The organism is Paractinoplanes ovalisporus, assembly GCF_016834655.1.
Lineage (GTDB): Bacteria > Actinomycetota > Actinomycetes > Mycobacteriales > Micromonosporaceae > Actinoplanes > Actinoplanes ovalisporus.
The window spans coordinates 79,886-103,874 of the sequence record NZ_JAENHP010000021.1 but is presented as its reverse complement, the minus strand read 5'-3'; the positions used below and the strand labels follow the sequence as shown (position 1 = coordinate 103,874).

The 23,989-nt window shown below is 71.0% G+C and carries 20 protein-coding genes and 1 pseudogene; 8 read left to right on the top strand and 13 right to left on the bottom strand.

The window, feature by feature from the left end; genetic code table 11:
- Positions 1-3: 3 nt before the first annotated feature.
- Positions 4-756 carry a thioesterase family protein gene (locus JIG36_RS40180; protein WP_203381715.1) on the top strand — a complete coding sequence of 251 codons (753 nt, stop codon included), beginning with the start codon at positions 4-6 and terminating at the stop codon, positions 754-756.
- Here JIG36_RS40180 and JIG36_RS40175 read toward each other — a convergent pair.
- A complete protein-coding gene (locus tag JIG36_RS40175; RefSeq protein WP_203381713.1) occupies positions 727-2,169 on the bottom strand; it encodes an MFS transporter in 1,443 nt (480 codons plus the stop codon). The genes JIG36_RS40180 and JIG36_RS40175 overlap by 30 nt on opposite strands.
- A gap of 86 nt (positions 2,170-2,255) precedes the next feature.
- On the opposite strand from JIG36_RS40175, the gene JIG36_RS40170 reads away from it, so the two are divergent.
- Positions 2,256-3,218: an Lrp/AsnC family transcriptional regulator gene (locus tag JIG36_RS40170; protein ID WP_203381711.1), complete on the top strand. Its 963-nt coding sequence runs from the start codon at positions 2,256-2,258 to the stop codon at positions 3,216-3,218.
- 220 nt (positions 3,219-3,438) lie between these two features.
- Here the strand turns inward: JIG36_RS40170 and JIG36_RS40165 are convergent, their stop codons facing one another.
- From JIG36_RS40165 to JIG36_RS40135, 7 genes and pseudogenes are all read right to left on the bottom strand, one after another.
- Positions 3,439-4,773 (bottom strand): acyltransferase family protein, encoded by a 1,335-nt coding sequence (locus JIG36_RS40165; protein ID WP_203381710.1) that lies wholly within the window; start codon positions 4,771-4,773, stop codon positions 3,439-3,441.
- Between the two features lie 119 nt (positions 4,774-4,892).
- Positions 4,893-5,861, bottom strand: a complete 969-nt coding sequence (gene era / locus JIG36_RS52755; RefSeq protein WP_438870793.1) for a GTPase Era — start codon at positions 5,859-5,861, stop codon at positions 4,893-4,895.
- A gap of 637 nt (positions 5,862-6,498) precedes the next feature.
- Positions 6,499-6,828: pseudogene (locus JIG36_RS40155) on the bottom strand (cytidine deaminase-like protein); the annotation flags it as partial.
- A gap of 163 nt (positions 6,829-6,991) precedes the next feature.
- Positions 6,992-8,371, bottom strand: coding sequence for a hemolysin family protein (locus tag JIG36_RS40150; RefSeq protein WP_203381708.1), 1,380 nt, complete (start codon positions 8,369-8,371; stop codon positions 6,992-6,994).
- Positions 8,371-8,832, bottom strand: a complete 462-nt coding sequence (ybeY, locus tag JIG36_RS40145) for an rRNA maturation RNase YbeY (protein ID WP_203381706.1) — start codon at positions 8,830-8,832, stop codon at positions 8,371-8,373. Before ybeY ends, JIG36_RS40150 begins: the two co-directional genes overlap by 1 nt.
- Positions 8,833-8,854: 22 nt before the next feature.
- On the bottom strand, positions 8,855-9,931 hold the full coding sequence (locus tag JIG36_RS40140; protein ID WP_203381705.1) for a PhoH family protein: 1,077 nt from the start codon (positions 9,929-9,931) through the stop codon (positions 8,855-8,857).
- Positions 9,932-10,071: 140 nt separating this feature from the next.
- On the bottom strand, positions 10,072-11,472 hold the full coding sequence (locus JIG36_RS40135; RefSeq protein WP_307873101.1) for a serine hydrolase domain-containing protein: 1,401 nt from the start codon (positions 11,470-11,472) through the stop codon (positions 10,072-10,074).
- A gap of 62 nt (positions 11,473-11,534) precedes the next feature.
- Here JIG36_RS40135 and JIG36_RS40130 point away from each other — a divergent pair, with 62 nt between their 5' ends.
- Positions 11,535-13,907, top strand: coding sequence for a beta-glucosidase family protein (locus JIG36_RS40130; RefSeq protein ID WP_203381704.1), 2,373 nt, complete (start codon positions 11,535-11,537; stop codon positions 13,905-13,907).
- 142 nt (positions 13,908-14,049) lie between these two features.
- Here the strand turns inward: JIG36_RS40130 and JIG36_RS40125 are convergent, their stop codons facing one another.
- Together JIG36_RS40125 and JIG36_RS40120 are read right to left on the bottom strand one after the other, a co-directional pair.
- Positions 14,050-15,801, bottom strand: a complete 1,752-nt coding sequence (locus JIG36_RS40125) for an ABC transporter ATP-binding protein (RefSeq protein WP_203381703.1) — start codon at positions 15,799-15,801, stop codon at positions 14,050-14,052.
- The gene (locus JIG36_RS40120) at positions 15,798-17,321 is read right to left on the bottom strand and encodes an ABC transporter transmembrane domain-containing protein (protein WP_203381702.1); all 1,524 of its coding nucleotides are present in this window, start codon (positions 17,319-17,321) and stop codon (positions 15,798-15,800) included. Before JIG36_RS40120 ends, JIG36_RS40125 begins: the two co-directional genes overlap by 4 nt.
- A gap of 246 nt (positions 17,322-17,567) precedes the next feature.
- Here JIG36_RS40120 and JIG36_RS40115 point away from each other — a divergent pair, with 246 nt between their 5' ends.
- On the top strand, positions 17,568-17,936 hold the full coding sequence (locus JIG36_RS40115) for an S-adenosylmethionine decarboxylase (protein ID WP_203381701.1): 369 nt from the start codon (positions 17,568-17,570) through the stop codon (positions 17,934-17,936).
- Between the two features lie 3 nt (positions 17,937-17,939).
- Complete coding sequence (locus tag JIG36_RS40110; RefSeq protein ID WP_203381700.1) at positions 17,940-18,788, top strand: hypothetical protein; 849 nt, start codon at positions 17,940-17,942, stop codon at positions 18,786-18,788.
- Between the two features lie 121 nt (positions 18,789-18,909).
- On the opposite strand, the gene JIG36_RS40105 is transcribed toward JIG36_RS40110, so the two are convergent.
- Positions 18,910-19,632, bottom strand: a complete 723-nt coding sequence (locus JIG36_RS40105; RefSeq protein WP_203381699.1) for a 16S rRNA (uracil(1498)-N(3))-methyltransferase — start codon at positions 19,630-19,632, stop codon at positions 18,910-18,912.
- A gap of 143 nt (positions 19,633-19,775) precedes the next feature.
- Between JIG36_RS40105 and JIG36_RS40100 the strand changes: the two genes are divergently transcribed.
- Positions 19,776-20,474: a helix-turn-helix domain-containing protein gene (locus JIG36_RS40100; protein WP_203381698.1), complete on the top strand. Its 699-nt coding sequence runs from the start codon at positions 19,776-19,778 to the stop codon at positions 20,472-20,474.
- Here the strand turns inward: JIG36_RS40100 and JIG36_RS40095 are convergent.
- Positions 20,465-21,121 (bottom strand): hypothetical protein, encoded by a 657-nt coding sequence (locus tag JIG36_RS40095; protein WP_203381697.1) that lies wholly within the window; start codon positions 21,119-21,121, stop codon positions 20,465-20,467. The genes JIG36_RS40100 and JIG36_RS40095 overlap by 10 nt on opposite strands.
- Positions 21,122-21,139: 18 nt before the next feature.
- Complete coding sequence (locus tag JIG36_RS40090; protein ID WP_203381696.1) at positions 21,140-21,598, bottom strand: carboxymuconolactone decarboxylase family protein; 459 nt, start codon at positions 21,596-21,598, stop codon at positions 21,140-21,142.
- Between the two features lie 125 nt (positions 21,599-21,723).
- Between JIG36_RS40090 and JIG36_RS40085 the strand changes: the two genes are divergently transcribed.
- Complete coding sequence (locus JIG36_RS40085) at positions 21,724-22,533, top strand: sigma-70 family RNA polymerase sigma factor (RefSeq protein ID WP_203381695.1); 810 nt, start codon at positions 21,724-21,726, stop codon at positions 22,531-22,533.
- Between the two features lie 195 nt (positions 22,534-22,728).
- Positions 22,729-23,811, top strand: a complete 1,083-nt coding sequence (locus tag JIG36_RS40080; protein ID WP_203381694.1) for a hypothetical protein — start codon at positions 22,729-22,731, stop codon at positions 23,809-23,811.
- The last annotated feature ends 178 nt before the right edge of the window (positions 23,812-23,989 follow it).

Here is a 23,989-nt window from a genome sequence, read left to right as displayed (position 1 = left end):
GGCATGAGCTTCTATCTGCCGCTCGGCGACGACGAGTTCCGGCCGACCCGCTCGACCGAGAGCCCCTGGGACACCGAGATGCAGCACGGCGGCCCGCCCGCCGCCCTCCTGGGCCGGGTGCTCACGGTCGAGGGTCTGCGGCTGGCGCGCATCTCGGTGGACTTCCTGGGCCCGATCCCGCGCCGCGACTTCCGGGTCGAGGTCTCGCCGATCAAGCCGGGCCGGCTCACCGCGCTGAACGAGGCCCGCATGCTCGTCGACGGCCGCGTCGCCGTGACCGCCCGCGCCTGGCATCTCGCCCCGGGCCCGAAGCCTCCGGTCGGCACCCCCACCGAGCAGGCCGCCCCGCTCCCCGAGGACGAGAGCAAGTTCCCCGGCATGGAGGACTGGGGTTACGGCCAGTCGATCGAGTGGCGCGTCACCAAGGGCGCCCTCGGCGAGCCCGGCGAGACCCACGTCTGGAGCCGCGTCCGCATGCCCCTGATCGACGGTCACGAGCTCGACGGCCAGGACCGCGCGCTGATCGTGGCCGACTCCGCGAACGGCCTCTCGGCGGTGCTCCCGATGGACCGGTGGCTCTCCATCCCGCCCACCATGACCACGACGCTGCTGCGCCCGGCCACCGGTGACTGGGTCCACCTGGCCGCCCGCACCATCCTCAGCGACGACGGCCTCGGCCTGACCTCGGGCGACCTGCACGACCCGGACGGCGCGATCGGCCAGGTGTCACAGCCCCTGGTGGTCCGGGCCCGATGAACCCAGTGAGGCCGTAGCCCGCCCGGCCCCAGGATCCACGACCGGCGCGGCGGCGGGCCGGCGGAGCAGGACGAGCACCATGATCCCGGCGACCAAGGCGGTTCCGGAGGCGACCACCAGGGTGGCGTTCAGCCCGTCGGCGAACCCGGCCGGCGAGCCGTGCCCGTCGGCGATCCGATCCGTGAAGACGGTCCCGAAGACCGCGACGCCGAGCGCGAGCCCGAGCTGGCGGAACGTGTTGAGCGTCCCGCCGGCCATCCCGCTGCGCTCGCGCGGCACCTCGGCCAGCACCGCCGACGCGTTGGCGGGCAGCACGCAGCCGACGCCGACACCGGCCACGATCAGTCCGGGGATCAGGATCGCGCCCGTGCGGTCGGCGCCGGCCCGGGCCTGCAGCAGGTCACCCGCGGCGATCAGGAGCAGGCCGAGGCCGACGGTCCAACGCGGGGCGATCCGCTGCAGGAACCGGCCCGCGGCCGCGCCGACGACCAGGGAGGCGGCCGCCATCGGGAGGGCGCCGTACAGACCGGCCTCGACCGGGCCCAGGCCGAGCACCTGCTGCAGCCAGACGGTGCTGAACGGCAGGTAGGCGAACGCGGCGGCCTGGGCCAGGAACGCGGCGACGATCAACACAGCGAACGGCGCCCGGCGGAACAGGGCCAGGTCGAGCATCGGGTGGTCGGAGCGGGCCTCGGCGATCAGGAACAGCACCAGGGCGACCAGTCCGGCGGCGAACGCGGCCAGGGTCACGCCATCGGTCCAGCCAGATTCCCCGGCGCGGATCAGGCCGTACGTCACGGCGGCCGCCGCCACGGTGAAGCCGACCGTGCCGGGCAGGTCGAAACGGCCGCCCGAGGGTGCCCGGGACTCGCTCACCCCGCGCGTCGTGAACCAGACCGCGACCAGGCAGATCGGCAGGTTGACCAGGAACACCCAGCGCCAGCCGAAGTGCTCGGTGAGCAGGCCACCGGCCAGCGGACCGGCGGCCGCGGCGGCGCCGTTGACCGCGCCCCAGATGCCGAACGCGACGCCCCGGTCACGACCGTGATAGGTGAAGTTGAGCAGGGCGGCGGTGCACGCGAACATGGCCGCACCGCCGAGGCCCTGCAGGATCCGGGCCGCGATCAGGGCCTGCGCGTTCGGGGCGACCGCGCAGAGCAGCGACGAGACGGCGAAGATGCCGATGCCGATCAGATAGATGCGGCGGCGGCCGAACCGGTCGGCGAGCGAGCCGGCGCCGAGCACCAGGGCGGCCAGGGACAGGGCGTACCCGTCGAGGACCCACTGGAGGTCGGCGTAGTCCGCCCCGAAGTCGTCGGAGATCGCCGGCAGGGCGACGACGACGATCAGGACGTCCACCAGGAGCAGAAAGGTGCCGAGACAGACGGCGATCAAGGGTGACCATCTACGCATGCACCGCAGGATGCTGCCCGCCGCGCTCATCTCCCTAGCCACATCGCCAGTTCCTGCGGATCTCGACTTTCACTACGCTGAGACCGGTGGAAATCGACGATCTTGACCGGCAGGTGACGCACGCCCTGCGGATCAACGGCCGGGCCGGCTACCGCGAGATCGGCACGGTGCTCGGGGTCTCCGACCAGACGGTCGCCCGGCGCTACCGCCGGTTGCGCGCCGAGGCCGGCGTCCGGGTGGTCGGCCTGCCCAACCCCATCGAGCTCGGGTACGAGACCTGGCTGATCCGCCTGCGCGCGGCGCCCGACTCGGCCCTGTCGATCGCCGGCGCGCTGGCCCGCCGCTCCGACACCGGCTGGGTGTCGATCACCTCGGGCGGCACCGAGATCGCCTGCGTCGTGCGGGTGCCGGCCTCGGTCGACCGCGAGACCCTGCTGCTGCAGAAGCTGCCCCGGACCCCGCGGGTGGCCTCGGTCAGCGCGCACTGCGTGATCCACCAGTTCGTCGGCGGGGCGGTCGGCCCCGACCTGCACGACGACGCGCTCACCGCCGAGCAGATCGCGGCGCTGACCCCGGTCCGGCTGGCGGGCGGCGACCGGCCGGCGGCGCGCCTCACCCCCGCCGACGCGCCGCTGCTGGAGGCGCTGGCCTGGGACGGGCGGCTCAGTTACGCGGAACTGACCGCCGCCACCGGCTGGCCGGAATCGACCACCCGCCGCCGGGTGCAGGAGCTGTTCGAGTCCGGGTCGCTCTACACCGACGTCGAGGTCGAGGCGGAGCCGTACGGGTTCCGCGCCCCGGTCCTGCTCTGGCTGACGGTCACCCCGTCCCGGCTGGCTGCGGTCGGGGCGGCGCTGCGCGAGCATGAAGAGATCGTCTTCGCGGCGGCCACCACCGGGCCGACCAACGTGCAGGCCCTCGTGGTCTGCCGGGACATGCCAGAGTTCTACCACTATCTGACCGAGAAGCTGGGCCCGCTGGACGGCGTGGAACGGATCGAGTCGGAACCACTGCTCCGGAACGTCAAGCAACTCGGCACGGTGCGCTGACGTCGCCCGGCGGCGACGCGGGGTCACGGGGTCAGCCGCGGATCGTGTCGGCCCACCCGGTGATTCGGGTCAACCGCGGGTCGTGCCGGCCCGCCCGGTGTGGCGGGTCAACCGCGGGTCGCGCCGGCCCGCCCGGTGTGGCGGGTCAACCGCGGGTCGCGCCGGCCCGCCCGGTGAGGCGGATCAGCTGCGGGTGCGCCGGCCTGCTCGGTGAGGCGGATCAGCTGCGGGTCGCGCCGGCCTGCTCGGTGAGGCGGTTGCTCGCGCCGGCCGGGGCCGGGGAGACGGGGGCCACGCGGCGGGCCCGGCCGGGGATCAGGGCGGGGCGGCGGCCGGCGCTGATGTCCTCGATCCAGCCGACCGCCAGCACGACCACGGCCAGCAGCAGCGACACCACGGCCAGGCGCCAGGTGATGCCGACCCAGCCCTGCACGGGCAGGCCCGTCGCCTCGGCCAGGCGCACCACCGCGATGATCAGCGGGACGTGCCACAGATAGATCGTCAGGGCCCGGGCGTTCAGGACGGTCAGGGCGCGACGCGGGGCCACCCGGGGCGAGATGCCGAGCACGACCAGGATGAACGCGGCCGACCACAAGGCGTTCGCGAGGGGGATGTCGTTGAGGTCGAAGCCGCGCGGACCGGGGTGGGTCACGGCCCAGACCGCGCCGGTCACGCCCAGCACGGCGACCAGCCACCAGCGGTAGCGAGCCAGGGCCGCGCCGCGAACGGGCTCGGGGCGATCATCGTGCGCCGCTCCCGAGCACGAGGGCGAGACGGACGCGGACGAAACGCGCACAGGCGAGCCGGACGCGGCGGGCGCGGACGAAACGCGTACAGCCCGGCAGGAAGAGGCGGGTGCGGGCGAAATGGGTGAAGACGGGCCGGACATGGGCGAGACGGGCGCGGACGGTCCGGACCAACGGCGGGCGGACGAAAGCAGACCCTGCATCGATGACAAACGCGACGACGCGGCGGCCACGGATCGGGTGGCTCGCCTCGGGGAGAGCAGCCCGTCGTGGTGGGCGAACCCCAGCAACCAGGCCCCGCCATAGAGGGCCAGGTCGCGGACGATCAGGTGCGGGGTCACGCCGGCGAACGTGATCGCGGCCAGGGCCACATACGGGAGGGAAAGGGTGGTCAGCGGGAACCGGCGGAACAGGGGCAGCAGCAGCGGAGACAACAGGACGAACCACAGGAAGTCGCGCAAGTACCACATCGCGGCCAGGCCCTGGAGCCAGAAGCCCTCGGCCGGCGGGTCGACGATCGGGAACGCCCACAACAGGACCTGCCAGTCCCAGGCCATGCCGACCGCGAGCATCGCGGGGACGGCGATCGCGGCCAGCACCCACAGCGACGGCAGCAGGCGGTGCAGGCGGCGCTCTACGGCGAACGGGCCATAGCGGTCGAGCGACGCCGCCATCATCGAGCCGGCCAGCGCGAACATCACCGACATGGCCGGGAAGACGATGGTGAGGGCCGCCCAGCCGGTCGAGTGATAGACCACGACCCGGACGGTTGCGGCGGCGCGCAGCAGATCCAGGTACCGGTTTCGCATAGGACTCGTTGTTACCCAGTCGGGACTAAACGCGCAAACCAGCGTGAATTATCCCATAATCGAGGCATTGGCAGGTTTAAATATCCGGCCATCCACCCACAGGAATGGTCCGGGAATGATCAAAAACCCAGTTTACGGAGCTGACGCGGGTCACGCTGCCATTCTTTGGCTACCCGGACATGAAGATCGAGATACACGCGGGTGCCGAGTAATTGCTCGATCTCGCCGCGTGCGTGACTGCCGACCTCTTTCAGCCGGACGCCGCGCGACCCGATCACGATCGATTTCTGGCTGTCCCGCTCGACATAGAGATCCGCATAGATCTTGGTGAGGCCGCCCTCGACCATCATCTCCTCGACGAGCACCGCGATCGAGTGCGGCAGTTCGTCGCGGACGCCCTCGAGCGCCGCCTCGCGGATCAGCTCCGCGATCAGCACCTGCTCGGGCTCGTCGGTCAGCACGTCGTCCGGGTAGAGCTGGGGCGACTCGGGCAGGTGCTTGACCAGCACGTCGACCAGCGTCTGCACCTGGTGTCCCGACACCGCGCTGACCGGGACGATCTCAGCGAAGTCGTAGAGCTCACTCACCGCGAGCAGATGCTTGGCGAGCGTCCCCGGATCGACCAGGTCGACCTTGGTCACCACCGCGATCACCGTCGCCTTGAGCTCGGCCAGTTCCGACGAGATGAACCGGTCGCCGCGCCCGACCGGCTCGTCGGCCGGGAAGCACACACCGATCACGTCGGTCTCGCTCCACACCTCGCGCACGAGATCGTTGAGCCGTTCCCCAAGCAAAGTGCGCGGCCGGTGCAGACCAGGCGTGTCAACCAGCACGAGTTGCGCGTTCTCACGGTGCACAATGCCCCGGATCACGTGCCGCGTCGTCTGCGGCTTGTTCGACGTGATCGCGATCTTCTGCCCGATGATCGCGTTGGTCAGCGTGCTCTTGCCGGCATTCGGCCGCCCGACAAAACACGCGAATCCCGCTCGGTAAACATCATCCTGCGTAACCCGCGCCGCTTCCCGGTGACGGTGAGTGCGTGGCTTGCGCTCACTCTTTCCCGTACGGGAGGAAACCGTCCCGCCAATTTCCTGCCGTTCCGCACCTGCGGTCCGCCCGTCGCGTCCACTTTCCCGCTCAGCGCGCGAACTGCGACCCGGCTCGCTCCCGCTCCGGGAGCTCGCACCCCGGCCACGTTCCGGCCCGTCGCCAACGCCCGCCCGCCGGCCGTCTCCAGCGCCGCGACCGGCAGCACCCGGCCGACCGCTCCCGGCACCGCCACGCCGACCAGCGCCGCCATCCCCCGACCGGCCCCCGGCCGAACTCCCGGTCGCGCTCCCAGCCGCGCCCTCGGCCCGCCGAGCCGCCCGCCGTTCCTGCCGCCGGAGTTCGTTCCGCTCCCCCGCCGTCAGCCGCCGCTCCCCCGAGGGGTTCTGGCCGGCCCCCGAGGAACTCTGGCCGGCCCCTGAGGAACTCCGGCCGGCCCCCGCCGAGCGCGAAGACGATCCGCCCGCGCGCGAGGTCTCCCCCGCCGAGCGTGAGGTGGTGGATCGGCCCCGCGACGAGCCCGCCGGATCGGTGGACTTGCCACGCCCGCGAGAGGCGCCGGAGCTGGTGGACTCGGAACGCCCGCGATCGTCGCTCATGCCGCACCGGTCCCGGACGTCGCGGCGGCCTGCCCACCGATGTCCGACTGAGAAAAGCGGGAAAGCGAGGTGCGGCGCGTCATGCCGTGACCGTGCCGCGGAGCGTCCCGGCCGGGTCGGCCACGTGGATCGGCGACGTCGGCGCCAGGTCGCGCACGGCCGCCTGCCCCGCCTCGTCCAGCCCTTCGGCCTCGGTGACGACCGCGGCCGCCTCGATCAGGGTGGCCCCCGACGAGGCCGCCGACGCGACCGCCAGCTGCAGCGCGCTCAACGTCAGGTGGGGCAGCGAGACCGTCGCCGCCGCGTAGGTGCGGCCGTCCTGGTCGCGGACCGCCGCGCCCTCGGCCGCACCCACCCGGGCGCGTGCGCTCCGGGCCAGGGTGACCAGCTTGGCGTCCTCAGCGGTGAGCGCCGACGCGGCAGAAGCGGCCGAGGCCGAGGCTGAAGCCGGGGCGGAAACGGCGGAGGCCGAGGCTGAAGCCGGGGCGGAAGCGGCCGAGGCCGGAGCCGGGGCGGAAGCGGCCGAGGCCGGAGCCGGGGCGGAAGCGGCCGTAGCGGCGGTCGTGTCGGTCTCAGGCATCAGCGTGCTGTCTTTCCTCGGTCTCGGTGTCGTTCTCGGTCTCGGAGGCTTCGTCCGAGGCGGGTGGTTCGATGCGGCGCACCAGCACCGAGTCGATGCGGTTGCGCCGGCCCGTCGTGCCCTCGGCGATCAGGTGCAGGCCGCCCACGTCGACCTGCGCGCCGGGGATCGGCACCCGGCCCAGCGTCTGGGCCAGCAGGCCACCGACCGTCTCGACCTCGTCGGCGGGCAGTTCGACGCCGAAGATCTCGCCCAGGTCTTCGATCGGCAGGCGGGCCGTGACCCGTACGGCGCCGTCTTCGAGGTGCTCGATGGGCGGGCGTTCCACGTCGTATTCGTCGGTGATCTCGCCGACGATCTCCTCGAGGATGTCCTCGATGGTGACCAGGCCGGCCGTCCCACCGTACTCGTCCACGACGATCACCACGTGACTGCGGGCGGCCTGCATCTCGGAGAGCAGGTCGTCGACCGGCTTCGACTCGGGCACGAACGTCGCCGGACGCATCAGGTCGGCCACCGCCTGCGCGGCCGACGCCGGGTCGCCGTTCTGCGTGCGGCGGATCACGTCTTTGAGGTAGAGCACGCCGAGCACGTCGTCGACGCTGTCGCCGATCACCGGGATGCGCGAGAAACCCGAGCGCAGGAACAGGTAGAGCCCCTGCTGCAGGGTCTTGGGGGCCTCGATCCACACCATCTCGGTGCGCGGCACCATCACCTCGCGGGCGATCGTGTCGCCCAGCGCGAACACCGAGTGGATCATCTCGCGTTCGCCGTGTTCGACGACGCCGCGCTGCTCGGCCAGGTCGACCAGTTCCCGCAGCTCGACCTGGCTGCCGAACGGCCCCTCGGGGAAGCCCTTGCCGGGCGTCACCGCGTTACCGATCAGGATCAGCAGCGACGCCAGCGGGTTGAGGACCTTGCCCAGCCAGCGCACCAGCGGGGCGGCGGCGCGACCCACCGCGTACGCATGCTGGCGCCCGACCGTGCGGGGCGCGACCCCGACCACGACGAAGCTGACCACCGTCATCGTGCCCGCGGTGACCAGCGCCGCCGTCCAGCCGATGCCCCAGCTGTCGACGGCGACCAGCGCGACCAGCGTGGTGGCGGTCAGCTCGGCCAGCAGACGCAGGAGCAGCAGGAGGTTGAGGTGGCGCACCACATCGGAGGCGACCGCGGCCAGGGCCGAGGCGCCGCGCTCACCCTCACGGGCCATCTCGGAGGCCCGCGCCGCCGAGACCGAGCCCAGGGCGGCGTCGGCCATCGAGGCCAGGCCGGCCAGGAAGACCAGCAGGACGGCGAAGACGATCAGTTGCACGTCGGGCAGGCCCGCCGAGGCGGCGGAACCTGCCGCGAGTAGATCGGCGGGCTCCATCAGCGGCCGGCCCGCCAGCTCTGGAGGAGCCTGTTCTGCAGGGCGAACATCTCCCGCTCCTCCTCCGGCTCGGCGTGGTCGTAACCGAGCAGGTGCAGCGCGCCGTGCACGGTCAGCAGGTGCAGCTCGTCGGCGGCCGAATGCCCGGCCGCCGCCGCCTGTTTCGCCGCCACCTCGGGGGCCAGCACGATGTCGCCGAGCAGGGCCGGCTCACCCGTGCCGGCCTCGCCCGGGCCGTGGTCGACGCTGCCCTCGTCCATGGGGAACGCGAGCACGTCGGTGGGGCCGTCACCGCCCATCCAGCGATGGTTCAGCTCGGCCATGTAGTCGATGTCGACGAGCAGGATCGACAGCTCGGCGAGCGGGTTGACCCCCATCTCGTCGAGGGCGTGCCGGGCCACCGCGAGGATCGCGTCGGTGTCGACCTCGACTCCCGACTCGTTGGCGATCTCGATGGACATAGTGGTGCGTTTACCCCTTGTTTCAGCGCCTACGCCCGGATCGGCCACCGCTGGCGGCGCGCCCGGGAACGGCGTGGACGGATTGGGTGGCGGCGCGTTCCTGCTCGTCGTCGTAGCGCGCGTAGGCGTCGACGATCTCGGCGACCAGCCGGTGGCGGACGACGTCGGAGCTGGACAGCTCGGCGAAGTGCACGTCCTCGACATTCTGCAGGATCTCGCGAACGATCTTGAGACCGCTGGTGGTGCCGCCCGGCAGGTCGACCTGGGTGACGTCGCCGGTGACCACGATCTTGGCACCGAACCCGAGCCGGGTCAGGAACATCTTCATCTGCTCGGGAGTCGTGTTCTGCGCCTCGTCGAGAATGATGAACGCGTCGTTGAGCGTGCGACCCCTCATGTAGGCCAGCGGGGCGACCTCGATCGTGCCCGCCGCCATCAGGCGCGGGATCGACTCGGGGTCGAGCATGTCGTGCAGCGCGTCGTAGAGCGGCCGCAGATAAGGGTCGATCTTTTCGTTGAGCGTGCCGGGCAGGAAGCCCAGCCGCTCGCCGGCCTCGACCGCGGGACGCGTCAGGATGATCCGGCTGACCTGCTTGGCCGTCAACGCCTGCACGGCCTTGGCCATCGCCAGATACGTCTTGCCGGTTCCGGCCGGGCCGATGCCGAAGACGATCGTGTTCTCGTCGATGGCGTCGACGTAGCGCTTCTGGCCCAGCGTCTTGGGCCGGATCGTCTTGCCCCGGCGGGACAGGATGTTGAGCGTCAGAACCTCGGCCGGCCGCTCGGCGGTGGCGTCTTCGAGCATGGCGACCGTGCGCCGCACGGAGTCGACGCTGAGCGTCTCACCGCGCTCGATGAGTTCGATCAGCTCGGAGAAGAGGCGTTCGGCGGTGGCGTTGTCCGCCGGGTCGCCGGTGATGGTGATCTCGTTGCCACGGACGTGGACGTCACTGGCGAGAGTTCGCTCGATGAGCCGCAGGATTTCGTCCTTGGCACCCAGCAGGTTCACCATGATCTTCGGGTCGGAAACCGAGATCTTGGTCTGCACCCGCGCCGCGCCGGAGGAGCCCGCGCTGGAAGGGTTCGGCGTACCGGTCATAGGGCGGCCCAGTGGGCCTCCGCCACCTGCTCTCTCACTCTTCGTCGCCCGATCGGACGGCGTACTGAAGGATCGTGCCATCGTATCCGCTCGGCCGCCGCAACGCCGATGCCATTATCGCCGGAAAAGGGACGCCTGGCTCACTCGGCGCCGTCGGATGCGGAACCACCGTCGAAGCCCTGCTGGACGCGGGTCATCCGGTAGGTCGCCCAGTGCATCCGTACGACCTCGCCCGAGTCGTCGCGGGTCAGCCGCAGCAGTTCGCCCGTCTCGCGTCCGCTGACCGTCCGCAGCACGTCGGGCTGCCCGGACAGGGGCTCGAAGACGGCCGGGGGGAAGTCCGGGGGCAGCTCGGTGAGACGCGCCCGCAGGGAGCCGTCGTGCCAGGAGAAGACGAACGGGGTGCCTTCGCTGTACCAGTGACCCAGGATCGACCGGTACTCCCGTGGGGCGGGCGCGGCGATCTTCCACGGGCGGATGTCGGCCGGGTCGAGTTCGACCGCGAGTTTCAGCAGTTCGTGCACGATCTCGTTGATCACCCGCGAGGTGCCGGACGATCCGAGGACGGCCGCCGCGAGCCCGTCCGGAACGCCCTCGCCGCCCCGACGCCCGTACGCGGAAGCCAGGAACCCCGGCATCGCGCCGTCGTGCCCGACGTGGGTGGCCCACTTGCCCTGGGGCTCGATGATCAGGCCCAGCCCGAAGCCGCTCTGCCAGACCGCGTCGTGCGTCACCGTGGCCGGGAAGCGCATCTCGTCGACGGTCGAGGCGGCCAGCACGCGGCCGTGCGGGTCGGCGACCGCCGGGTGGGCCAGGAAGGCGCCCCACGCGGCCATGTCACCGGCGGTGCTCCAGAGCTGCGCGGCCGGGCCGACCCCACCGAGGTCGGTCTGCGGCTCGGGGCGGGCGGCGTCGGACCAGTCGTCGACCAGGTAGCCGACGGCGGCCTGCGGCGGCGGGTTCAGCGTGGTCGCGGTGAGCCCGAGCGGGGCCAGCACCCGGTCGCCGACCACCTCGGTCCAGGAGCCGCCGCGCAGCCGGGCCACGAGCTGGCCGAGCACCGCGAAGCCGAGGTTGGAGTAGTGGTAGCGGCGGGCGTTGGGCAGCACCCGTTCGGCCCGGTCGAGCTGGGCCAGCACCTCGGTGGCGTCGGGTGCCTTCAGCGTGTCCCAGATGTCCCCGTACGGCTCCCGCTGGAACCCGGCCGTGTGCGACAGCAGCCGCCGGATCGTCGCGTCGCCGTGTGCCGGCACGTCGAGGTGCTCGGCGATCGGGTCGTCGAGGTCGAGCAGCCCGTCGTCGCGGCACTGCATCACGAGGACGGCGGTGAACGTCTTGGTGATCGACCCGATCCGGAACCGGGTGTCGGCGCCGAGCGGGTGGACCGGGTTGCCGGAGTCACCGACGGTGAACACCCAGGGCTCGCGGTCGGCGCGGTGCAGCGCCACCGAGAGGGCGGGGACGCGGCCGTCGGCCTGCGCTTTGCGGACGACCCGCTCGTAGCGGGCGGAGGCGGTCACCGGGCGGCCGGGGTCAGGCACTGGTTCTCCATCCCCATGATCTTAAGGTGGCACCGATGGGCCATGAGGATGGGAGCGCTTCCATGACGGATGTCGAGCACCTGCTGACGCAGTTGAGCCTCGACGAGAAGGTCTCGCTGCTGGCCGGGCAGGACTTCTGGTCACTGCCCGCGATCGAGCGGATCGGGCTGCGCTCGCTGGTGATGTCGGACGGGCCGATCGGCGTACGCGGGGTCGGCTGGGCCCCCGACGACCCGTCGATCGCGTTGCCCAGCCCGACCGCGCTGGCGGCGGCGTGGGACGTCGAACTCGCCGAGCGGGCGGGGCGGCTGCTCGGCCAGGAGTCGCGGCGCAAGGGGGTGCACCTGCTCCTCGGGCCCACGGTGAACCTGCAACGCACGCCCCTGGGCGGCCGCCACTTCGAGTGCTACTCGGAGGACCCGCTGCTCAGCGGCGAGATCGCGGTCGGCTTCGTGCGCGGGGTGCAGCGGCACGGCGTCGGCACCACGGTGAAGCACCTGGTGGGCAACGACTTCGAGACCGACCGCATGGAGGTCGACGTCCGGATCGGTGACCGGGCCCTGCGCGAGATCTACCTGGCGCCGTTCGAGCGCGTCGTGCAGGCCGGCGGCTGGGGTGTGATGAGCGCCTACAACAGTGTGAACGGGTTCTCGATGGCCCAGAACGGCCCGATCCAGGACACGATCCTCAAGCAGGAGTGGGGCTTCGACGGGGTGGTGGTCTCGGACTGGCGGGCCGCCCGCTCGACGGTCGGGGCGGCCCGGGGCGGGCTGGACATCGCGATGCCGGCGCTGGAGAACCCCTGGGGCGAGAAGCTGGTTTCCGCCGTACGGGCGGGAGAGGTCCCCGAGGAGATCATCGACGACAAGGTCCGTCGTGTCCTGCTGCTCGCCCAACGGGTCGGCGTGCTCGACGGCGGCCCGGCCGTGACGATCCCGGACGACCTGGACGGCGACACGATCGCGCACGAGGTGGCGGCCCGCTCGTTCGTTCTCGTCCGCAACGAGAACTACACGCTCCCCCTCGAACCGGCCGCCCTCACCAAGGTGGCCGTGATCGGCGCGCTCGCGACCGACGCCCGGGTGCTCGGCGGCGGCAGCGCCCAGGTCTCCCCGCCGCACGTGATCTCGCCGCTGGCCGGCCTGGAGACGGCACTGTCCGGGGTGGACGTCGAGTACGCGATCGGCGCCGACCCGCGCCCGTTCCTGCCCGCCGCCCACGGTCCCGGATGGGCACCGACCACGGTGACCATGGGCGACCACTCGTTCCTGGTCGACCCGGCCGCGGTGCGCTGGATCGGTTCGCTGCCCGGCGGCCTCGACCCGGCCGGCATCGACGAGATCCGCCTGGAGACCACGTTCACGCCCGACACCGCCGGCGAGCACACGTTCGCGGTCTCCGGTTTCGGCACGTTCGAGCTCCGCGTGGGCGACCGACTGCTGTACGAGGGCACGCTGCACCCGCCGGGTGCGACCCGCGCCGACCTGCTGCTCTCCCCACGCGAGCAGCGCGCCACGGTGACGCTCGAAGCCGGCGTGGCAGTCCCGGTCGTGCTGCGCCAGAGCATCGCCCGCGGCATGGCCCACACGGTGTCGACGACCATCGGCCACCGCCCGCCCGGCCCCGACGACGAGGGCATGATCGCCGAGGCGGTGCGCCTGGCGGCCGGCTCCGACGTCGCCGTGATCGTGGTCGGCACCACCGAGCAGACCGAGTCCGAGGGCTTCGACCGCACGTCGCTGGCGCTGCCCGGCCGCCAGGACGAGCTGGTGTCGCGGGTGGCCGCGGCCAATCCCCGTACGGTCGTGGTCGTCAACGCCGGCTCCCCCGTGCTGATGCCGTGGGCCGACGAGGTGGCGGCGACCCTGCTCACCTGGTTCCCCGGTCAGGAAGCGGGCGCGGCGCTGGCCGACGTGCTGCTCGGCGTGGCCGAGCCCGGCGGGCGTCTGCCCACCACGTGGCCGCGCCGCGAGGAGGACTGTCCCGTCTTCGCCATCGAGCCACGGGACGGCGAGGTGGCGTACGGGGAAGGCGTCTTTGTGGGTTATCGGGGCTGGCTGCGCTCCGGGGTGGCGCCGCTCTACGCGTTCGGGCACGGCCTGGGCTACACCACGTGGCAGTACGAGGAAATGGTGGTGACGGAGACCGAGGCCGTGGTGACGCTGACCAACACCGGGGCTCGGGCGGGCCGCGAGGTGGTGCAGCTCTACGTCGGGTCGTCGCCGGTGGATCCGGAGCGGCCGGAGCGCTGGCTGGCCGGTTTCGAGAACGTGGAGGCGCGGCCGGAGGAGACGGTGACGGTACGGATCCCGCTGCCGCCGAGGACGTTCGAGGTCTTCCAGGACGGCGGCTGGGTGCGGCGTACGGGCGAGTACCGCGTGATCGCGGCACACGCGCTGGACGAGCCCCGATTGACGGCCACGCTGGTCGTATAGATCGCGGGCGTTATCCACAATCTCGCTCTGTCCACAGGACAGCCTCCGCCCACCAGCCAAGATCGCCCCCGCGGACGATAATGGCGGTGGGCGGGGGTACCCCCGGTAGGGCGGGCCCCCTGTTTTCCGGCGTTTCCGCAGTTCAGGCGTGTCCCCGCGCCGAGCGTGTCCGGCCCTGCCAAGCCGCCCACAGGGTCGCGTAACGCCCCCCAGCCGCGACCAGAGCATCATGCGTGCCCACTTCCAGCACCACCCCGTGCTCGAGCACCACGATCCGGTCCGCCCCCGCCGCCTGGGTCAGCCGGTGCGCGACCAGCAACGTCGTCCGCCCCTTGGTCGCCGCCAACGCCGACTCCTCCAGCTCGCGCGCCCCCGCACTGCCGGCCTCGGCCGTGGCCTCGTCCAGGATCGCGATCGCCGGGTCCAGCAGCACCAGCCGGGCCAGCGCCAACTGCTGCGCCTGGGCCGCGGTCAGCGGATGGCCGCCCTCGCCGACCACCGTCGCCAAGCCCCCGGGCAGGCAGCGGGCCCAGTCCAGGGCGCCGACCTGTTCCAGGGCGGCCTCCGCGGCCTCGACCGTCGCCCCGGGGGCGGCCAGGCGCAGATCCTCGATGAGCGGGCCGGCGAACACGTGCGACTCCTGGGTGATGATCGCGACGATGCCGGGGGCCAGCTCGTCGACCGGCACACCGCCGACGGCGGCCGTGCCCGAGCGTGGCCGCAGCAGACCGGCCGCGATCGAGGCGACCGTGGTCTTGCCGGCGCCGGTCGAGCCGACCAGCGCGACCCTCTCGCCGGGCGCCACCCGCAGGCTGATGCCGCAGAGCACGGGCACCTGTTCCTCATAGCCGAAGGTGACGGCCCGCAGGGTGAGGTCGGTGCCGGTGGGCGTACGGGTGCCGGTGGGTGCCACCGGGAGCGTGCCGACGCCGACGAGCCGGGCCAGTCCGGCGCCGGCCGCCTGGATCTCGTCGAACGTGAACAGGATCATCGAGACCGGGTTGAACAGGCGATGGAACAGCACCGCGGCGGCAGCGGTCTCGCCGACCGTGACGTTCCCACCGGCCCGTACGGAGAAGAAACCGGCGAACAGGATCGTGGCGAGACCCAGCAGCTCGGCCCGGCTGATCCGGCCCACGAAGCGGGTGAACAGCGAGAACACGCCGACCGACAGGTCGCGGGCGCGGGCCGAGGCGCCGTCGATGGCGTCGAGGTGGCGGCCTTCGAGGCGGTAGGCGTGGACCGTCCGTACGCCCTGCAGGCTCTCCATCAGCAGCTGGGAGCGGGCGCCGACCGCGGCCCGCTCGGCGGCGTAGATGGGGGCCGAGCGGGGCAGGTACCAGCGCAGCGCCAGCAGGTAGGCGGGCATGGCGGCCAGACCGGCCAGACCGAGCCGCCAGTCCAGCCCGAACATGGCGGTCACGCTGAGCACGGCCAGGAACAGCGCCGAGATCACGGTCGGCATGAACTCGGCGGCCGCCGTCCCGACCGCGGCCACGTCGGCGCTGACCCGGGCCAGCAGGTCGCCCCGCCCGGCCCGGTCGAGGGTGTGGGCGGGCAGGCGCAGCGCGGTGCCCACGGTCTCCTCGCGCAGGCTGGCCAGGATGCGTTCGCCAAGGCGGGTCACCAGCGTCGTGGTGGCTCCGGCGGCGACCCCTCCGAGCAGGGCGATCGCCGCGACGAGCACGCCGATCGGCACCAGCGTGGCCGAGGCGGCCCCATCGCGTACGAGGTCGACGAGCATGCCCAGCGCGGTCACCGGCACCACCGACGCACCAGCCGCGCCCAGCCCGGTGGCGACCGTGAACGCGGCCTCGACCCGGCGGGCCCGCAACTGCCCGCACAGCCAGGCCCACGTCTGCCGCGGAGTCGCCACCGGTAAGGCCTGACTCATCGGAGAACCACCGCCCGGTATCCGTCGTCGGTGGCGGCCAGCGACGCGTGCGTGCCGGTGGCCACGATCTCGCCGTCGCGCAGCACGACCACGCGGTCGGTGATCGCGAGCAGCGCCGGGGAGGTGGTGACCAGCAGCGTGCCCAGGGTCGAACCCGGCCCGTGCCGCAGGGCACGGATGCCCCGCGCGATGGCGTGCTCGGTGACCGCGTCGACCGCCGTGGTCGGTTCGTGCAGCACCAGCAGGCGGGGGCGGGCGAGCAGGGCCCGGGCCAGGGCGAGCCGTTGCCGCTGGCCGCCGGAGAGGGCGGCGCCCCGGTCGGCGATGGCGTGGTCGAGTCCGTCGGGATGGGCGGCCACGACGTCGTCGGCCGCGGACGCGCGCAGCACGGCGGGCAGTTCGTCCCCGTCGGCGTCGATCAGGTTGTCGCGGATCGTGCCGCTGAACAGCTCGGGGAGATGCGGCGCGACCAGCACGTCGGGGGAGCCGTCGTCGAGCAGGGCCACCAGTGCTCCGGCGTCGGGTTCGACCACCACACCCACACACTCCCCCCGTACGGGGGAAATCGGGTTGTCACCCGCCGGCGGGTCGGCCGGCACCAGGTCGAGCACCGCCTCGATCCGCTCGGCCGACGCGCGGGACGAGGCGAACCAGCCGGGTGCGGCCGAGAGGGTGGCGAACGGCTCGCCCAGGAAGGCGGCCAGGCCGATCACGGTCACGAGCTCGCCCGCCGAGATCCGGCCGGTCAGCGCGAACCAGCCGGCCAGGATCGCGATGCCACAGGCGACCAGCGTGCTCACCGTGTCCGAGGCGGCCTGGAACCAGCCCAGCGTCTTGGCGGCCCGCATCGTGGCGCCGAGCGACTCCCGGCTGGCCTCGCGGTAGCGGCGGGCGGCGGCGTCCTGGGCACCGATCCCCCGCAACGGCCGCAGCCCGGTGACCAGGTCGGTGGCGAGCGAGGCAGCCCGGCCCGCGATCTCCTGCCGGGCGGTGACCCGCCGCGTGATCCGGGGCGCCGCGCGTTGCAGGCCGATCAGCACCACGGGCGTCCCGATCAGAACCACCAGCCCCAGAGGTACGGAGATCAGGCACAGCCCGACCGCACTGATGGCCGTCGCGACCAGCGCGCCGAACAGGCGGGGCAGATAGTCGAGCAGGTACGACGTGGTGTCGGCGTCGGTGGTGGAGATGGTCAGCACGTCGCCCGTACGGACCTCGGTGCGCGGGTCGAGAACCTTGGCCGCCACCTCGAGCCGCAGGCCGTGGGCCTCGTCGGCGATCGCCCGCATGAGCTGCCGGGCGCCCGTACGGTAGGCGACCGTGAGCACCAGGTAGAGCAGTCCCAGCACGCTCACCCAGCAGATCAGCGTGCCCAGTTCGCGGGTCGCGACCGCCCGGTCGACGATCACGCCGATCAGGATCGGGACCAGCGCCTCGCATCCCTGGTGCACGCCGATGAGCAGACTGCCGGACAGGACCCGGCCGCGGTTGCGGAGCAGAGCCCGCCAGAGGAGGTTCACGCCCGTCGGCGCGCGACCGGAGACGGCACGGTCGCACGGTGGCCTGAATCGACACTCATCGACTACCGACCTTGGCCCGGCAATTGCGTCAGATCAAGGGTCTGTCCCACTCAGTGCACGGACGTCGTCGCTCTTGGTCCACATCTTCGGTAACGCTGTGTGATGATTGCCATTCTCACGGAGCGTAATTTCAGACTACAGTGGGATCCGTCCGGTTCTCCCGATTCGCCCGCTAGGACTCCCCGCATGTCGCTGACGCTCCCGACCTCCACGTACCGTGACCTGGCCCCGACGATCCACCGGCAGCGCCTGGTCGTGGAGGGCTACCCCACGTTCGTGATCACTGACGGGCACATCAAGGACTATCTGAGCAAACTCTCCGTAGTTACCGACATGATCACGCTGATTGATCCGGTGACCCACGTCAGCGACCTCTACGGCTGGGCCGGCTGGATCCACTGGGAGACCTCGGGCGCCCACTTCTATTCGTGGGAGCGACCCGTCTCGTTCTTCAGCGTCGACATCTACACCTGCAAGGCGTTCGACCCGGCCGACGTGGTCGCGTTCACCGAGAACTACTTCCGCACCACCGAGATCGTCGCCAAGGAGTTCTGAGCCGTGGCCTACAACCTCGATCACGCCGAGCTGACCCGCCGCACCGCCGCCGCCCTGGCCGCGCACCCCGCCACCGGCCGCTTCACCGCGCTGGCGGTCGCCTGGGACGACCCCATGGCCGACGTCGCCCGCACGGTCGAACGGCAGGTCTTCGAGGCCGCGTTCGGCAACGACACCGCGACGATGACCGCCGAGTACGGCGACTACGAGCGGCAGAGCCTGTTCTTCCTCGTGCTCGACCGGGACACCGGGCTTCCCGCGGGCGCGGGCCGGGTGATCGAGGGCGGCGGCAAGACCCTGGACGACGCCCCCGACCTGATCGGCCACGACCTGTCGGCCGTCGTCGAGGCGCACGGCCTGCACGACGGCGGCAAGATCTGGGACTTCGCCACGGTCGGGGTGCTGCCCGACTACCGGGGCGGCAAGTCCGGCTTGGCCGTCAGTTCGCTGCTTTACCGCACGTTCCTGCAGGCCGGCAAGCGCGCCGGGGTCAAGCACATCGTGGTGATGCTGGACCACCGGGCCCACCGCAACATGACGTTGCTCGGGGCGCCGCTGGTGGCGATGGCGGGCTCGGAGCCGTTCGAATATCTGGGGTCGGCGTCGACGCGGGCGCTCTACGTGCCGTTCGCCGAGCTGGAACCGGCGATCGCCGAGCAGGGGCGGCGGTTGCGGAGGCCGGTGGGGGCGTTCGAGGGCGAGATCCGGGCGCGGGGGTTGCGGCGGTTGCTGATCCGCCGGGCCGCGGCGCGGGTGTCCGAGCAGGTCGCGACGGGCCAGGGCCTCAACGAACACATCCTGCTGCCGGGCCTGGAACGCCGCCGCTACCGCAGCCTCAAGATCCGCCGCTAGTACTACTCCACCCCACCCACCCGGGGGCTGGCCCAAGCTATCGCACTGTCAAGTCAGCGCGGCCATGTTATCCACAGCGGCGCTCCTCAGCGCCGTGCCTGTGGACAACCGCGAGCCGGCGCTACCAGCGGCCCAGCCGCGTCGAGAGCACCGACAACGCCGCCACACCGGCAGTTGACGTGCGCAACACCTCGCGGCCCAGGCGCACCGGTGTGGCGGATGAGAAGGCCGCCAGCTCGGCGTCACTGATCCCACCTTCGGGACCGACCACCAGCACGATCTCGCCCGACGACGGCAGCGGCACGGTGGTCAGCCGTTCCGTGGCTTCCTCGTGCAGCACGAACGACGACGAAGAGAGGCGCGCGGCCACCTGCTTGGTCGAGACGTCCGGGTCGCCGCCGACGGTTGGGAGCCACGTACGCCGGGCCTGCTTGGCCGCCTCCCGCGCAGTTGCAGCCCACTTGTCGCGCGCCTTGAAACCCCGGTCTCCGCGCCACTGGGTGACCGAACGCGACGCCGCCCACGGCAGGATCTCGTCGACGCCGATCTCGGTCATCGCCTGCACGGCCAGCTCACCCCGGTCGCCCTTGGCGATGCCCTGCACGACCACCAGCCGCGGGTCGGGGGCCGGCTCGGGGGAACGGGAAACGACCGTACCGGAAACCGTGCCTTTGCCGACCGCCTCCACGACACACGTCGCGGAAGCGCCGCGCCCGTCGCTCAGCAGGATCGTCTCGCCGGGGCGGATCCGCTGGACGGTGGCGGCGTGATGCCCCTCGGGCCCGTCGAGCGTGAACGCGTCACCGACGGGCAGGGCGTCGATCAGGAAAAGCGGGGCAGACACCCCCGCACGCTACCGAACCGGTGAGGCGCCGGGGACAACACCACGACCGTCCGCGTCAATGTCACGCCCAACCCGTTCGATGACTCGCGACGTGCGGACGCATGTGCTTAGCCTGGCGGGAAAGACCGGAGGGGGACGGGCTGATGCGGCTGCACGTCGCGGTGTTCGACGACCACGATCTCGTACGGGGAACCCTGGCGGCCGATCCACGCCTGCGGGTGCTCGAGCCCGGTTCGGAAAACCCTTGCGACGTACGGCTTCTGGACCCGCTCGGGGCAGCGCCACCTGACCTCGTACGGGAAATGCTTGCCGACGCCGTGCCCACAGTGGTCCACACGAACGCCGTGGACGCGCGGGCGAAGGTCGCGGCCTGGGCGAGCGGCGCCAACGACGTGGTCGTGAAGGGGCTGGGCGCGACCCACCTGGCCGACACGCTCTGCCGGGCCGTCACCCACCCGTTCCACCTCGGGGCCGGTCTCGCGCAGGCCATCGTCGACGTGACCGGGCGCGACGGCCTGCCGGTCGAGGCCCGCCTGCGCGAGGTGCTGGGCCAGGCCCGGCGCGGACGGCGGCTCACCGCGGCCCTGCAGCAGGCCGGGCTGAGCGGCGAGCGGTACGAGGCGGAGATCCGGGCCCTGCGCGAGACGTTGCGGCAGGCCGGGCTCGACCTGCGTCCCACGCCGGCGGTGCCCCGGCAGCGGGAAGCCCTCGTCCTGTACGCCGAGGGGCACAGCCTGACCGAGATCCAGCAACGGTTGCACGTCAGCGCGGACACGCTGGTCGAGCTGCTGACCCCCGTTCCCGACCGGTTGCGCGCCGACCTGGACGGGTTTCAGCCCTGATCACCCGGCTTCCTGGTGGCCCGGATGCGGGCGATCGCCTCGTCCCACTCGTCGGAGTCTTCGGCGCGGCCGGAGCGTATGTAGAAGTGGTCGGGGTCGGCGACAACGGCCCAGATCAGCGTGGTGACCACGCCGAACGCGACCGCCGTCCCGATACCCTGGGCGAGATCTTCGAACCAGTTGTAGAACGCCGGATACAGCGCGGCCTCGATCTGCGGGATGCGGTCGCCGATGGTGGCCGCGGTCAGCGTGCCGAAATAGTCGCGCAGATATCGGGGCTGGCTGGCGTCGGCGCCGATGGTGATGATCCCGAAGAAGAAGACTCCGATGGCGCCGCCCAGGGCCCAACTGCGCGCCCACCGCACGCCTTTGCGGATCAAGGGCGCCATTCCCGCGTACGCGAGACCGGCCGTTCCCAGGACGATCAGCGTGACCGCTCCCCGCCCGTCCCGGATGAGGGCGGGCGGGATGATGCCGTACTCGTTCTCGATGTCGTGCAGGAGCGCCGTCAGCCGATGCGCGTCGGGCGCGGCCCACCAGACGAGATCGAGAACGCCGGCCGTGATCAGCAGTGCACCGGCCGGCACCATGAGCCAGGCCAGCAGGGTCGCCGTCCGCACCGTGCGGGGCACTTCACTCCCCGTCATGCCCCGGATGTTAGACCCTCACCCCCAGTTCTGTGGGGCCTGCTGCCGGGTCGTGACGTTGATCCGATTGAAGAAGTTGGTCACCGCGATCCACAGCACGATCGCGGCCAGTTGCGGCTCGTCGAAGTGCTTGGCGGCTTCGTCCCAGACCGCGTCCGGTACGGCGTCCGGGTTGTCGGCCATCCGCGTGGCGTGCTCCGAGAGCGCCAGCGCGGCCCGTTCGGCGTCGCTGAACCAGGGCGTCTCCCGCCATACGGCCACAGTGAACAGCCGCTCGTCGGTCTCCCCGTTCTTCCTGGCGTTGCGGGCCCCCGACTCGACACAGGGCGCGCAGCCGTTGATCTGGCTGGCCCGCAGATGCACCAGTTCCAGAATCGCCGGGTCCACCCCCACCGAGTGCGCCGACTTGTAGAGGATGTTGATCGCCTTGACCGACTCCGGCAGAAAGCCGGCCGGGTTCTCCATCCGAGCCTGCATGATTCTGTCCTCCGTGTTTTTCACGGCGGCGCGTCACATCAACGCGCTCTGCTCCGTCAGACAGCCGACGGTTCGCACCGGCCCGATGTGACCGATGTGACGCAGGCCACTACAAGGAGCCCGACATGGAAGAGCGTTTCGAGGCAGCCCGCCCCCGCTTGCGCGCGGTCGCCTACCGCATGCTCGGCTCAACCGCCGAGGCCGAGGACGCCGTACAGGAGGCTTGGCTGCGCCTCAACCGCACCGGCTCCGAGCACATCGACAACGTCGACGCCTGGCTGACCACGGTCGTGGGCCGCGTCTGCCTCGACATGCTGCGCTCCCGGACGTCCCGCCGCGAGACCGCCCTGACCGAGTCCCCCACCGCCCACACCCCCGAGGACGAGGCGTTGCTGGCCGACTCGGTAGGCCTGGCCCTGTTGGTCGTCCTGGAGACCCTGACTCCCGCCGAGCGCTTGGCCTTCGTGCTGCACGACTTGTTCGCGGTCCCGTTCGACGAGGTGGCCCCCATCGTTGGCCGCTCCCCTTCGGCGGCCCGCCAGCTGGCCAGCCGAGCCCGCCGCCGGGTCCGTTCCCAGCCCGCCGACCGTCCCGCCGGCCGCGAAATCGTGGACGCCTTCCTGGCCGCTTCCCGAGACGGCGACTTCGAGACCCTGTTGAGCCTCCTCGACCCCGACGTCCACCTGCGCATGGACGAGCAGTACCTCGACCTGCCGACCGAGATGCACGGAGCCCGAGACGTCGCGCAGTTCTACTTGGGCCGCGCGCAGGGCGCCTACCCGGCCCTCATCAACGGCGAGCTGGGCATCCGGGTCGCCCCCCACGACGACACCATGCTGGTCGTGACCATCACCGTGACCGACGGCCGGATCACAGCCCTGAACGCCGTAACCAACCAAGACCGCCTGCGAGAGCTGGAGATCCTGCCCCTGTAACAGAACCGGTCATCGTTCCTCGATCCACAGACCGGAACCTGTCCTTAACGGCGGATTCGATGATGAATTACGGAGGGAGGGGCAGACGCGAAATCGGCAACGGTCGCAAGTACCGAGCTCCGCCGCCCTGTAATCTGTTGCCCGGGTCGCATATCATCAGCGATAAGGCTATGCGGCGATCATAAGGCGGAAATCGTGGAACACCACACCAAGACGCCCCAATTTGATCTGACTACCGTCAACGCCATTCAATCATTATTCACATCAGGGCCGCCTGATCCATGGGGCCAGAGACTTGTCGCCGACTTCGTCGACCTCATCATCTGGCACGACCAAGTCAAGTGCCCGGTAGCGGTCCCACCCGGCGTTTCCAGCATCGATGACACCACTGCGACACCAAAAATTCTCACTGACCTTCAGCGACGAGATCCAGGCTGGCTCGTATTGGATCTTGCACCATCAGTTGGGCACAGAGTACTCGTGCCCGACCTGCTCGATCCCATTCTGGCGGAGTTCGCGGCTTTCGTGGCCGCCAACGCCCGAGATGTTCGAGGATTTTTGAGTGTGCACGAATCCCGCTGGATAGCAAAGCAGACTCAACACAGATCTGGAGACGCGGGGAGTCATCACGTCTTTGACCTGCCGTCCCTGGTTGCGAACAGGCACACGGAGCGCATTCTGCATAGCATCGGCGCAAGCTCCGAACAGGTGCTCTACCTGGTCGACCTCGTTCTGAAATACCTGATCTACGCCGAACGGGCGAACGGTGGCTATTATCTGACCCACCCGATCCGCGGTAAGCAGTCCTTCGAATTCCTGCATCGATCAGAAGCACCTGCCAACGGCGTACTGAAAACTATCCCGTTCAGACTCGGTCCATCGATCGCGCTTATGGCACGGGGCCGCGATGAGGATTGGTTCACGAGCATGCTGCACGAAGCGCGTGGTCATGTTCGGAGCGAAGGCTTCACCGAACTTCGCTCGCCCGGTTCCGTCAGCCGAGAGTCGCTGCGCGAGCTCAGCGCCAAGCTGAAGCTGCCGGCCAACGTCCGAGGCTATGACCGCCTCGAACGAGCCAGCAGTATTGCGACCGCCGGGACCGGCCTTGTCGGCAGCCTAGTGTCATCCAACATGTGGCCGGCCGTGCTCGGGTCGGCGGTCACCATCGCCACAGAAGTCTGGACCGGACACGTCCCCTCTCGAATCTCACAAGTATCCTGGCTTCAATGGATGTTCGAATGGCCGGTTGAAAAGCAAGCATCATCCAGCGATAAGTGATCACTCTCGCCGATATCTCCGGTTCACAGCTTGGCCGCTAGACGAGATCGCCCCTTCCTGCTATTGACCGCCGCCAAGCGGCGCGTCCCTTATGGTGTCGCCGACTCCCGCAGCGATGGCGAGTTCGAGCGGTCTTGCGAACATGACCAGGGGCCTGAGCGGCAAGCCTGCGGCTTGG